General features: G+C 73.7%; 10 protein-coding genes. 1 reads left to right on the top strand and 9 read right to left on the bottom strand.

The window, feature by feature from the left end:
- Positions 1-115: 115 nt before the first annotated feature.
- The 8 genes from ACIBTV_RS24600 to eccD all read right to left on the bottom strand — a co-directional run bounded on the left by ACIBTV_RS24600 (position 116) and on the right by eccD (position 6,659).
- Complete coding sequence (locus ACIBTV_RS24600) at positions 116-406, bottom strand: hypothetical protein (RefSeq protein ID WP_396708475.1); 291 nt, start codon at positions 404-406, stop codon at positions 116-118.
- Positions 407-432: 26 nt separating this feature from the next.
- Entirely contained in the window at positions 433-837 is a 405-nt protein-coding gene (locus ACIBTV_RS24595) for a YbaB/EbfC family nucleoid-associated protein (protein ID WP_396708473.1), read from the bottom strand.
- A gap of 17 nt (positions 838-854) precedes the next feature.
- The gene (locus ACIBTV_RS24590; protein ID WP_396708471.1) at positions 855-2,510 is read right to left on the bottom strand and encodes a hypothetical protein; all 1,656 of its coding nucleotides are present in this window, start codon (positions 2,508-2,510) and stop codon (positions 855-857) included.
- A gap of 8 nt (positions 2,511-2,518) precedes the next feature.
- On the bottom strand, positions 2,519-2,839 hold the full coding sequence (locus tag ACIBTV_RS24585) for a hypothetical protein (RefSeq protein ID WP_396708469.1): 321 nt from the start codon (positions 2,837-2,839) through the stop codon (positions 2,519-2,521).
- A gap of 26 nt (positions 2,840-2,865) precedes the next feature.
- On the bottom strand, positions 2,866-3,150 hold the full coding sequence (locus ACIBTV_RS24580) for a WXG100 family type VII secretion target (protein WP_396708467.1): 285 nt from the start codon (positions 3,148-3,150) through the stop codon (positions 2,866-2,868).
- 25 nt (positions 3,151-3,175) lie between these two features.
- A complete protein-coding gene (locus tag ACIBTV_RS24575) occupies positions 3,176-3,457 on the bottom strand; it encodes a WXG100 family type VII secretion target (RefSeq protein ID WP_396708466.1) in 282 nt (93 codons plus the stop codon).
- 405 nt (positions 3,458-3,862) lie between these two features.
- Positions 3,863-5,269 (bottom strand): type VII secretion protein EccB, encoded by a 1,407-nt coding sequence (gene eccB, locus ACIBTV_RS24570; RefSeq protein ID WP_396708464.1) that lies wholly within the window; start codon positions 5,267-5,269, stop codon positions 3,863-3,865.
- 1 nt (position 5,270) lies between these two features.
- Positions 5,271-6,659 (bottom strand): type VII secretion integral membrane protein EccD, encoded by a 1,389-nt coding sequence (eccD, locus tag ACIBTV_RS24565; protein WP_396708463.1) that lies wholly within the window; start codon positions 6,657-6,659, stop codon positions 5,271-5,273.
- Positions 6,660-6,811: 152 nt separating this feature from the next.
- Between eccD and eccCa the strand changes: the two genes are divergently transcribed.
- Entirely contained in the window at positions 6,812-10,852 is a 4,041-nt protein-coding gene (gene eccCa / locus ACIBTV_RS24560; protein ID WP_396708461.1) for a type VII secretion protein EccCa, read from the top strand.
- A 20-nt stretch (positions 10,853-10,872) separates the two neighbouring features.
- On the opposite strand, the gene ACIBTV_RS24555 is transcribed toward eccCa, so the two are convergent.
- Positions 10,873-12,012 (bottom strand): S8 family serine peptidase, encoded by a 1,140-nt coding sequence (locus tag ACIBTV_RS24555; protein WP_396708460.1) that lies wholly within the window; start codon positions 12,010-12,012, stop codon positions 10,873-10,875.
- Positions 12,013-12,120 lie beyond the last annotated feature (108 nt).

Here is a 12,120-nt window from a genome sequence, read left to right as displayed (position 1 = left end):
TCCTCATCAGCCTGCGGCCACGACTCCCCCGTCACCACCAGGAAGAACCGACCCACCCAATCCGGAACCTCCATACCCACCGGTCACCCACCCCCCGGCGGGACCATGGCAACCCTCAGCTGCCTTCCACCGAACTGAACGACTCCCCCGACGCCCGCAGATGAGCCCCCAAGCCCTTCAGGAACCCCGCCACGCTCTCCGTTCCCTTCACGACTTCGTCGCGGCCGGGCAGGTACTCCGCGCTGAACTTGCGGGCGAGCTCGTCGTCGCGCCCCCACGGCGTGCCCAGCGCGTCGCCGCCGTGGAGCAGTTTCAGCCGTGCCGCCTCGGCCTTGTTCCCGGCCGCGGTCAAGCGAGCCGACAGGCTGCCGACCACACGGCCGTCGACCTCGAGCTTTTCCGCCATGGCGAACGTCCCCTCTCATGTTCGGCTCAGGCCGTGCGGCCGGGCAGGTCGAAACCGGCGACGTCGAGCTTCTCGGGCAGCACCCGGTCCCAGTCGACGCGGCCCTGCATCATGTCCTGCAGGCTCACCCCGGCCACGGTGGTGCCCGGGATCGCGCCCATGACCTGCTGAAGAGCGCTCTCTCGGGCACGGGCAACCGTGTCCAGGACGGTCCGGGCCAGCTCGGCCGGCGCCATCTTGCGGTAGTCCTGCGAGTTGAACGTCAGGGCGGTGAGCTCGCCCTGGCCCCCGACCGTCACCGTCACCAGCCCTTGCGGGGACGTCACGGTGGCTGAGATCTCAGCCACCCGGCGGACCGACTCGACGGCCGCAGCACGGTGCCGGGCGTAGTCGGCCGCGAGCTGCTCGAGGGTGCGGTCGGGCTGCTGCATGGTGGTCTCCTGATCGCTCAGCGTCGCTGCTGGTAGGTGCCCCCAGTCGCGCTGGTGTGGCCGGGGCGGGGCCGGGTGGGTGTGTATACCGGGATGTCCGCCGGGTCGGCGGTGTCGTCCTGGGCGTGCGCCGGGTCAATGCCGCGGATGACGCCTGGCGCGACATCGCCGGCGACGTTCCAGATGTCGCGGTCCTCCTGCAACCACGTGGTGCGTTCTCGTTCCTTGTTCTCGTCCTTGCCGCCGCCCGCGCCCATGCCTCCCATCGGGGGCATGAACGGCATGCCGGCGCCGCCGCCGGCGCCGCGAACCCCGACCGGCGCATGCATGGCCTCGGTGACGAGGCCACCACGCGCCAGGCCGCCGGCGCCACCCAGCCCGGCCGCTCCGGTGCCGACGGGTGCCGACGCGGCGTACGGGAACTTCGACGACATTGGCGGCGCAGCGGGCGCGACGCCACCGGTGCCGACCCCCGAGCCTGGGCCGCCCGGCAGACCGGGGGCAGACCCGCCCGTTCCGATCCCGCCCGTCCCCAGCCCGCCGCCGCCCGGAACCCCGGGCCGGGGAATGTTCGGAATGTACGGTGGGATGACCGGTGCGCCGGGGACACCCGGAACTGTGCCCGGACCACCCGTGCCCGGGCCGCCGATCGGCGGGCTGCCGCCGATGGGCGGGAGACCACCCAGCGGCGGGCCGCCGATCGGCGGGCTGCCGCCGATGGGCGGGAGACCACCCAGCGGCGGGCCGCCACCGGCCGACGGGAGGCCGCCCGGGATCGGCCCCGGAAGGGCGGGACCGTCGCCGTCGAGCGGCGGCGGCGGCGCCGCGGTCAGCGGGCTACCCGGCGGCGGCCCGCCTCCCAGGTCCGGGGCGTTCGCCGCCAACAGCGGTGGAACGTCCGCCGATCCGCCGCCGATCTCGGGCGGCGGCGGGCCTCCCTCGCCGACCGGCGGTGGACCGCCGGGCGGTGGCAACTCCGGCAGGGGGATATCGTCCGTCACCGGGATCGGCGGGGGCAGCGCCGTCACCGGTTTGAGCCGGCCCAGAGCTACCTCGGCGTCGTGGTACACGTGCGCCAGAGTGTCCAGGATCTTCCGGGCTTCCTGGCTCAACTCGTTGTCGATGTCGGGGTAGGCGGAGGGCGTGTAGACGTAATGGTTGTCGCCGAGCTTGAACCACGGTGTGTGCGGTGGAAGCTCCGACGGATTGCCATTGCTGTCGTACGTCACCCGCTTGTTGTAGTCGGCGACGAGTTTTTCGTAGCGTGCCTTGGTGCGCCTGGCGCCCTCGTGGTTGAGACGGATGATGGCGTTGATGGCATTGTGCAGCCCCAGACCGGCTTTGTTGAGCTCCTGGATCCAGCTGACGCGGCCGTTGATCAGCCGCTGGTTCGCGGTGACCATGCGACGGAGGCTACCGAGCACCCCGTCGAACTTCTTGGCCGCGTCGCCGGTCCAGGCACCGTCGGCGATGAGTTCACGCCGCTGCCGCAGCACCTCCTGGTACACCTCGTGGAGGGCGAGCCCGATGTTGAGCATCCGCTGCGCGTGGTCGAACAGGTGGCGCGGGTTGGTCGCCGACAGGGTGTTGATCTGCGTCCAGTTGTCGCGTTTGATATCGCCGATCAGGACCTCTTGGACCTTGCGCCAGTCCCACGAATCCCACTCCGGCATCGCCGCACCTAGCTCACGATCTCATTGATGTCGTCCAGCACGAACGGGTCGTTGCTCTCGTCGGCGTCGCGGAGCAGCATCTTGGCGTTGGACACCGCCCCGCCGGCGGCGACACAGGCGTCGCCCAGGTTGGCCAGCGCCAGTTCCCAGTCAGTGGTACCGCTCTCGATCACGGTCCGCAGGCTGTCCCCCGCGCTGAACGCGCCGATGCTGAACGTCAGCGGGTAGAGTTCAGCACGCGGCTTCGCCACCACGTCGAACAGACTGTCGAGGACCCGCGACGCGGCGTCCATCTTATCCGGGTCGATCTTGACCCCTTTGGCCGGCATGATCTGCTCCTTCGGGGCGGACTGCCTCAGATCTGCGCCGCGCGGCGGTCGGCGTCCTGGTAGTTGGCAACCCGCTGCAGCAATCGCTGAATGCTGGCCTCCAGGTCGGCGTGCATGACCCCGGCCTGGCGGCCCCACGTGTTCGCGACCTGGACGTAAGTGCCCTCGCTCATCGCGCTCCAGCCGGCGAAGCGGGCTCGGGCCGTCGCCTCCATCCGGTCGACGACGCCGTTGAGGCGCGCGTTCTCGGCACGCAGGCGGTTGGCCGCATCGAGCACGACGTCGTAGGTGATTCCGAAACCTTCGGGCATGGCAGTCTCCTCTGATGAACCGGCGTCAGGAGTTCGAGGCTTCGACGTCCTGCATGATCACGATCATGCTCTGGAACCAGTTGAGCAGCTGGCTCATGGGCTGCGCCACCATGGTCTGGTAGTCGGCCAGCCAGTTGTCGATCTCGGCGTTGTAGGCGGTGCGCGCCGGGCCGTACCAGTGGCTGCCGATCCCGCGCACGCCCTCGTCGACGGCCCGGCGCACCCGCTCGGCCTCCTGCTCCAGCTCGCGGAACTGCTGCAGAGCCGCCTGTAGCTCCGCCACAGGGATGTCAAGTGTGTTGGGCATGACCCCTCGCCTTCCGATAGTGACGGCGCTGCACTGACCGTGCCGAATGTAACCACGTTGTTAACATTGCCCCAGACCCAAACAGGATTAGGTCCGCAGACCTATGGGCTGTCTCATAGGGACAGTCGCGCCGAGGCGGAGCCCGGGCGGCGGTGGCGAAGCGAGACCCCGCAACCGGGGTATCCGTCCGCTGAGGACGGTGAAACAGGATGCCGAGATGCCGGAATGCAGGCGAACACGACAGTCTGCCCCGAGAAAATCTTTCCGTTCACCGGGATGCAGCCCGCGCATTTCCGCACGCTGGTCCGGCGGTCGCCGAGCGTGGCGGCGACGACACCATCATCCTCACCGGCTGCGCAACGGCCCCGCCCCAGGCAACGCCGTCACCCAGTGACGAGATGTCCCTCAGCCGGACGTCGCCTCGGCCGGATCGAGCAGCGGGCCGGACGGCACCAGCGCCAGCAGGGTCGCGGGCACCTCGACCGGCGTGACCTCCGCGTAGCCGAGCGCGGCGACCGCGGCGTCGCTCATCGGATAGCGCAACCCGACGTCGGTGACGAGCCAGCGGGCGCTGCCCGGGCGGCCGGGGGCGGTCAGCGGGCGCACCAGCACACCCCCGCCGGCCGCCACCGCCACCTGGGTGGCGGAACGCTGATCCACCGCACCCGGCGGCGGGGTGCTGACCCGCAGATGCCCGACCCGCGCGGTGACCAGCTCCAGCCGGGCGTCCGGGCCGAACGACGCGCGGGCGCACAGCACCTGGTCGCCGAGCACGTTCGGGTCCATGAGTCGGGGCGGCCGGGCCGGCACACCCTCGCCGCCGACGGTGTGCGCCGAGGCCCGAGCAGCCACCACACCGGCGGCGCTGACCGCGACGGGACCCGGCGCGCCGTCGTACGCGATCCGGCTGCGCGGATCGGCCAGGATCAGCTCGGCCATGGTGGGACTCAGCGGCGCGAGGCCGTCAGCCAGCACGACCCGAAAGCCGGTGCCGTCGTCGCCGGCACCCGACACCCGCAGCACCTGCCCCACCCTGGTGGCCCGGCCGTCGACCGGCGGCCCGGCGGTGCCCCGGCCGGCGATCTCGGGCGGGGCGAGGTCCGGCCCGGCAGGAAAGCCGTTGAGCCAGGTGTCAGCGACCGGCACGGCCCGGATGGCGTCCAGACCCAGGGCGACGGCGGCGGGGTCGGCCACCCGCATCCGACGGTGTTCCCAGATCAGGTGGCGGGTCCCGGCGGTGGTGACCACCAGCGCCGCGGCGTCCACGGCCGGGCCCGCGAGCTCGGCCGGCGCGCCCGCGACCAGCAGCGCGGCCGGTCGGGACTGGCCGGTGACCTCCGTGGTGCTGGTCGCGCACACCAGCCACGGGTCGCGGCTGAGCCGCGCGATGGCCGGCAGCGCGTCGGGCGCGCCGGTGATGCCCACGGGCAGGCCGTGCGGCACGCCGTCGAGCGAGGCGCTGGACACCGTGCGCACGGTGGCGTCCGGGCCGGCCAGCAGCAGCGCCGACGAGTGGTTGCGGACGGGCCGCAGCAGGCCGGCGGCGCTGTCGTAGACGTACGCGGTGCCGGTCTCCTTCTCCACCACGATGGAGCCCGGCTCGCGCCAGGAGGTGTTGCCGCCGGGGAAGAAGAAGCCGTACGCCCCGCAGCCGGCGACGATGAGCGCGCCGATGATCAGGCCGGCGAACGCGGCGACACTCATCCGACGGGTGGGCGTCTCCAGGGCGTCGGGTTCGCCGGTCAGTAGCGCCGAACGGAGCCGGCCGACCACGAAGTTGTGCGCCTGCAACTGGTCACGTTTGGTCTGCACGTCAACCACCCAGGCCGCGGACGAAGCCGTACACCCCGAGCACCGCCAGCACCAGCGGGATCAGCGCGACTGCCAGCGTCGTCTCCAGGATCTCGGCCGACCTTCCCCAGTACGGGCGGGGCGGCCGGTTCTCCGGGGTGCGTGCCGCGGCGAGCAGGCCGATTCCGAGCAGCAGCGCGGCCATCGGCAGGCCAAACAGCACGAATCCCGGTCCGGTCAACCGCAGCGCCAGCAGGAGCAGGCCGATCACGGCGGCGGCGGTCAGCGCCCAACGCGACCACGCGTCGGTCAGCCGGCGGGTGCGCAGCAGCAGCAGCGCGCACACGACCGCGGCCAGCGTCGGCGGCGCCCAGCCCCGGCGGTCGGCGAGCAACCACAGGCCGGCCACGGCGACGATCGCCAGGGCGACATGCCCGGCGGTCAGGTAGCGGTCGACGACAGCGGTGCGTTCGTGCAGGGCCGCGTCGGGAATCGGCTCCACGTCGCGGGTGATGTCGTCGGGCGTGGAAGGCAGGTCGGGCAGCCGCAACCCGGCCAGCCGGAACGCCAGGGACGGCAGCTGCGGGCTGAACAGCAGCACCAGCACGGTCACCACCGCGGCCGCCGACACCGCGTCGAGCAGGCCGCCGGCGGCCAGCAGCGAACCGATCGTCACCGCCGCGCTGGTCGCCACCACCACGAAGACGACCGGACGCAGGTCACCGACCGCGACGGCGACGGCGACGGTCATCGCCGCGGCCAGCGCCGTGGCGGCGGCCAGTCGTGCGGCGAGCACCGGCGGCTGGCCCGCGGTGGCGGTGACCAGGGCGGGCAGCAACACCCCGGCCGCCGCGGCGTACAGCACCGCGGCGGCGCCGAGCACGAGCCCGGCGGGCCGGTCGCCGAGGGCGCGGGCGGCGAGCCCGGCGGCCAGCAGCAGCACGGCGGCCATGGCGCCGGCGACGGCGGCCTGCGCGGGCCCGGCCGCCGCAGACAGCGGTGCGGCCAGACCCGCGGCGAGCGCCACGCCGGCCGCCGCGCGCAGGGTGGCGCGGGCGCGCTGCGGCGTCCAACGCCGGGGGCGCAGCCGCACCTCAGCGGCCACCCCCTCGATGATGTCGTCGTGGGCGAACGTCGGCACCGGATTGTCGCGGGCGTTGAGGTACACCACGTCACCGTCGCGCAGCCCGAGCGCGGCAGCGCTCAACTCGTCGTTCAGGGGCCCGCCGCCGAGCTTCTGGAGCACCACGCCGCGCCCGGCCACGTCGCGGGCGGTCTCCTCGCCGAGCAGGTCCACGATGGCCGGGATCACGTCGGCGAGCAGCATCGTGGCCGGGACGGCGAGGTCGATGCCGCCGTGCGGCCCGACGACCGTTAGCCGGCAGCGCTCGGCCGGGGTGCTCGCGTTCACGTTCACTCTCCACCTGCCACGGGCGTGGCGACGCATGCAGGCTAGCGGCGCTGACCGGGCCGAACATGGGCCCGCGGGCCCACGCCCCAAGTCGCCGTGACACGCAGAATCAGCGGGATCCGACACCCTCCACGTTCCTCTGGGAGTGCCCCTTGACCACGGTGGTCTTCCGCCGGCCGGTACGCCAGCCGGGCCCGCCGCTGCCCCGGGGCGAGATGATCCTCCAGGAGCCGCCGACCCTGCCGGAGCTCAACGGCGTCGACATGTCCTCGATGCTGACCTACCTGCCGATGGCCCTGGGCACCGGCGCGATGGCGCTGATCTTCATGCAGCCGGGCGCGTCGTCGCTGACCTACCTGGCCGGCGGCATGATGGGCCTGTCCGGCGTCGGGATGCTGGTCGCGCAGCTGGGCCGCGGCGGCGGTGACCGCAAGCAGCGGCTGCGCGGCGAGCGGCGCGACTACCTGCGCTACCTCGGGCAGATGCGCCGGCAGGTGCGTCAGCTGGCGCAGAAGCAGGCCGCGGCGCTGTTCTGGAACCATCCGGACCCGGATGTGCTGTGGTCTCTGGCGGGCAACCGGCGGATGTGGGAGCGGCGCCCCAGCGGCGGCGACTTCGCCGAGATCCGGATCGGGCTGGGCAGTCAGCGGCTCACCGTGACGCTGACGCCGCCGCAGACCAAGCCGGTGGAGGATCTGGAGCCGCTGTCGGCGCGAGCCCTGCGCCGGTTCCTGCAGGCGCACTGGACCGTCCCCGGCACCCCGATCGCCGTGCAGCTGCGCAGCTTCGCCCGGGTGCTGGTGCAGTCCGATGACGAGCCGGCCGGCGTGCTGCCGCCGGGACGGCGGCGCGCAGGCGATCACCGGCTCGATCTGGTGCGGGCGATGCTGGGGCAGCTGGTCACCTTCCACAGCCCCGACGACCTGCGCGTGGTGGTCTGCGCCCCGGCGGACCGCCAGCACCGCTGGGACTGGGTGAAGTGGCTGCCGCACGCGCAGCATCCGAGCAGCAGCGACGGCGCGGGGGCGGCGCGGCAGGTGGCCGAGTCGTTCGCCGAGCTGGAGCGGATGCTGGGCCCGAACTTCGCGGACCGACCGCGGTTCGACGACCCGGCGCTGCCGAGCCGGGACGAGCCGTTCACGGTGATCGTCGTCGACGGGGTGCCGATCTCGCCGACCTCGAGGTTCGCCATGAGCAGCGTGCGCAACTGCACGATGGTCGACGTGGCGGAGTCGCTGCGCTGGGCGGTGGACCCGCTGACCCTGCGGCTGTTGGTCCGGCCCGACGTGGTGGAGCTGGTCGGCGCCGACGCGCAGGGGCGCGACACCGCGACCGCGCTGAGCACCCCGGACCGGCTGGGCCTCGCGCACGCGCGGGCGCTGAGCCGCCGGCTGTCGCCGTACCGGCTGGGCTCGTCGGCGGAGACGGCGGACTCCCTCGCCGCGGACCTGGACCTGACGGCCCTGCTCGGCATCGGCGACGCGCAGACCTTCGACGTGGCCACGGCGCGGGGCGGCCGCTCCCGCTGGGACCACATGCGGGTGCCGATCGGGATCTCGTCGAACGGCAGCCCGGTCGAGCTGGACCTCAAGGAGGCCGCGCAGGGCGGCATGGGCCCGCACGGCATGATCATCGGGGCCACCGGCTCGGGCAAGAGCGAGTTGCTGCGCACCCTCGTGCTCGCCCTGGCGGTCACCCATTCCTCCGAGGTGCTCAACGTCATCCTGGTGGACTTCAAGGGCGGTGCCACGTTCCTGGGCCTGGAGACCCTGCCGCACGCCTCCGCGCTGATCACCAACCTCGCCGGCGAGCTGCCGCTGGTCGACCGGATGCAGGAGGCGTTGCAGGGCGAGTTGGTGCGGCGGCAGGAGCTGCTGCGCCAGGCCGGGCACAGTTCGCTGCGCGACTACGAGGCGGCCCGCGCAGGCGGCGCCCCGCTGGCACCACTGCCGACGCTGCTGGTGGTGGTCGACGAGTTCAGCGAGCTGCTCGCCACCAAGCGCGAGTTCCTCGACACCTTCGTGATGATCGGTCGGCTGGGCCGCAGCCTCGGCGTGCACCTGCTGCTGGCCTCGCAGCGGCTCGACGAGGCGCGGATTCACCAGCTCGAGTCGCACCTGTCCTACCGGATCGCGCTGCGCACGTTCTCCGCAGCGGAGAGCCGCAGCGTGATCGGCGTGCCCGACGCGTACACGCTGCCGGCCGCGCCGGGCAACGGCTACCTGCGCGTGGACACCAACACGCTGGTGCGGTTCCGGGCGGCGTACGTCTCGGCGCCGCTGAAGCAGGTCCGCCGCCTGCAGCGGCAGGAGCAGGCGCGGCTGGACCTGGCCCCGTACGTGGTAGGGCACGTGCCGCTGCCGGTGCAGGTCGCGTCGGCGGCACCGGACGAGGTCACCGACGAGGAAGCCGCCGGCAGCGGGGCACGCCTGCTCGACGTGATGGCGCGGCGGCTGCTCGGGCACGGGCCGCACGCGCACCAGGTGTGGCTGCCGCCGCTGCACGAACCGCCCACCCTGGACCAGCTGCTGCCGCCGGTGCGGATCACCGCCGAACGGGGGCTGGGCGTGCTGCCCGCCGCGGGCCTGGACGCCCCGCAGCACGGGTCGGCGGGACGGCTGCGAGTGCCGGTCGGCATCGTCGACCGCCCGGCCGAGCAGCGTCGCGACCTGCTGCTCGCCGACCTGACCGGCGCGGGCGGCCACGTCGGTGTCGGCGGGTCACCGCAGAGCGGCAAGAGCACCCTGGTGCGTACCCTGATCACCGCTCTGGCGCTCACCCACACGCCGGCCGAGGTGCAGTTCTACTGCCTGGACTTCGGCGGCGGCAGCCTGGCGGGCCTGGCCGGGCTGCCGCACGTCGGCGGGGTCGTCGGCCGGCTCGAGCGGGAGCGGGTGACCCGCACCGTGGCCGAGGTGACCGACCTGCTGGCGCACCGCGAGCTGCGATTCTCCGCGCTGGGTCTGGACAGCATCGCCGAGTACCGGCTGCGCCGCGAGCAGGGCACGCTGCCCGCGGGCACAGACGACGGCTACGGCGACGTGTTCCTGGTCGTCGACGGCTGGTCGACGCTGCACCAGGACTTCGACACGCTGGAGTCGGCGTTCTCCGAGCTGGCCACGCGCGGGCTCAACTACGGCATCCACCTGGTGGTCACCGCGTCCCGCTGGTCGGAGATCCGGCCCTGGCTGCGCGACCTGCTCGGCACCCGCTTCGAGCTGCACCTGAACGACCCGGTGGACTCCGAGGTCGGCATGCGCCAGGCGGCCAACGTGCCGGCGATCCCGGGCCGGGGCCTGTCCGGGGAGGCGCTGCACTTCATGGCGGCCCTGCCGCGCATCGACGGGGTGTCCCGCACCGGCGACCTGAACGAGACGGCCCGGGAGCTGGCCGAGCAGAGTGCCCGGTCCTGGCCCGGACCGCGCGCGCCGAAGGTGCGCCTGCTGCCCACGGTGCTTCCCGCGGCGGAGCTGCCCGCGCCGGACTCGCCGCGCCGCGTCGCGCTGGGACTGGACGAGGCCAAGCTCGAACCGGTCTGGCACGACTTCGACGCCCAGCCGCACCTGATGGTCTTCGGCGAGTCGGAGTCGGGCAAGACGAACCTGCTGCGGCTGATCGCCCGCAGCATCGTCCGCAACAACACCGCCGACCAGGCGCGCATCCTGCTGGCCGACACCCGCCGGCACCTGTACGACGCGGTTCCGCCCGACATCCAGGTCGGCTACGCGGTGTCCACCTCGGCGCTGGCCGAGCTGATCAAGCAGGCGGTGGACGCGATCACGCCGCGGCTGCCCGGCCCGGACATCACCCCCGAGCGGCTGGCCCGCCGGGACTGGTGGGCGGGCCCGCACCTGTTCGTCCTCGTCGACGACTACGACCTGCTCGCCGGCGGGTACACCAGCCCGCTGGAGCCGCTGCTGGAGGCGCTGCCGCAGGGCGCGGAGGTGGGCCTGCACCTGGTCCTGGCCCGGACCACGTCCGGGGCGTCGCGGGTGATGATGTCGGACCCGGCGCTGCGGCGGCTGTGGGACCTGGGCACCAGCGCGCTGCTGTTCTCGTACGACAAGTCCGAGGGCACGTTCCTGGGCGAGGCCAAGCCGCGCCGGCTGCCGCCCGGCCGGGCTCAGCTGGTCAGCCGACGCCTGGCGCCGTCGCTGGTGCACACGGCCCTGCAACCGCCCGGTTCGGAATGACCGTGGTGGACGTCAGCCGGTCACCCTACGCGCCTGCCCCGGATCCGCGGCGCGGCCAGTGCCACGACCACCACCAGCACGGCGAGCGCACCGGCGGCAGCGGCGACCGCCGCCGCGATCGAGAAACCCCGGCGGTCCGTCTCGTGGGGACGGGCGACGACGGCCGGTGCGACCGCGGGCGCGGACACCGCCGTGCCGTGCTCGCCGGGCAACACCGCGGTGACGGCCGCGTAGAGGTCGAGCGCGCCGTAGCCCAGCGTCGGATCGGGCAGCCGCCGCGGCACCCGGTCGCTGGTGGCCAGCAGCCGCTGCTTGACCTGCGCGGCGGTCAGTTCCGGGTGGCGGGCCCGCACCAGCGCGGCGGCGCCCGCGACGTGGGCGGCGGCGTAGCCGTTGCCATCGGCGACGACGTGGCCCGGGCCGCGGGGGCCGAGGCTCACGATGCCCGCGCCGGGCGCGACCAGGTCGACGGGCGCGACGGTCCCGGTCAACGGCCCGCCCTGCGGGTCGAAGCCGCCCACCGACACGATCCGCTCGGTCACCCACGGGTCCACCGGCGGCGGCCCGTCCGTACCGGCCCAGGACGCGACGACCACGAGCGCGTCCCGGGCCTCGGCGACCGTGAGCGCGGCACGCAGCCGCGTCCCGGCTCGCACGATCGGGGTGCCGACCAGGATCACGCGGGCGCCGCGTTCGGCGGCCGTCTGGATCGCCGTGGCCAGCGCGCCTTCGGGCGGCAGATCGTCGCGGTCGACGGTCACCCGCACCGGCAGCAGCCGCGCCTGCGGGGCCAGTCCAGCGAAGCCGACGCCGGGCTGGGCGGCCGCGGCCACGATCCCCGCGACGAACGTGCCGTGCCCGGAGCAGTCGCTGTCGGCGCGCCCGCGGCCGTCGCGTGCGTCCAGGCCGGCGTCCACCCGGCCGGCGAGCTGGCGCACCCCGGCGTCGACGCCCGAGTCCACGACCGCGACGGTGACGCCCGCGCCCTGGGTCAGCGGCCAGATCCGCTGCGGGCGCAGCCAGTCCTGGGCCCAGGGCAACTCCCGCACGACGGTGACGGCCGGCGGGGCGCACTCGGCGGCGGCCGCGGGCGCGGGGGCGGGCAGCGTCACCGCACCCGCCAGCAGCGCGGCCAGCGTCCACCGTGTCACCCGTCCCATGTGCCCTCCCGGCCGGCCACGCTGCGCATGCCGCCGCGGGCACGCGGCGGCTGGGCGCAGCGTACGAACCGGACGACACGTGGGCATGGGCCCGTGGGCCCGGCCCCG

Origin of the sequence: Micromonospora sp. NPDC049366, assembly GCF_044466625.1 — a bacterium.
In the GTDB taxonomy this organism is placed as follows: Bacteria; Actinomycetota; Actinomycetes; order Mycobacteriales; family Micromonosporaceae; genus Micromonospora.
Note: the sequence above shows the minus strand (reverse complement) of the source record. Positions and strands in the feature narration are given on the sequence as shown.

Bases quoted from the DNA above. Each gene is read 5' to 3' on its own strand.
- ACIBTV_RS24555 (WP_396708460.1), bottom strand. From the start codon at position 12,012: ATGGGACGGGTGACACGGTGGACGCTGGCCGCGCTGCTGGCGGGTGCG.
- ACIBTV_RS24590 (WP_396708471.1), bottom strand. From the start codon at position 2,510: ATGCCGGAGTGGGATTCGTGGGACTGGCGCAAGGTCCAAGAGGTCCTG.
- ACIBTV_RS24585 (WP_396708469.1), bottom strand. From the start codon at position 2,839: ATGCCGGCCAAAGGGGTCAAGATCGACCCGGATAAGATGGACGCCGCG.
- ACIBTV_RS24580 (WP_396708467.1), bottom strand. From the start codon at position 3,150: ATGCCCGAAGGTTTCGGAATCACCTACGACGTCGTGCTCGATGCGGCC.
- ACIBTV_RS24595 (WP_396708473.1), bottom strand. From the start codon at position 837: ATGCAGCAGCCCGACCGCACCCTCGAGCAGCTCGCGGCCGACTACGCC.
- ACIBTV_RS24600 (WP_396708475.1), bottom strand. From the start codon at position 406: ATGGCGGAAAAGCTCGAGGTCGACGGCCGTGTGGTCGGCAGCCTGTCG.
- ACIBTV_RS24575 (WP_396708466.1), bottom strand. From the start codon at position 3,457: ATGCCCAACACACTTGACATCCCTGTGGCGGAGCTACAGGCGGCTCTG.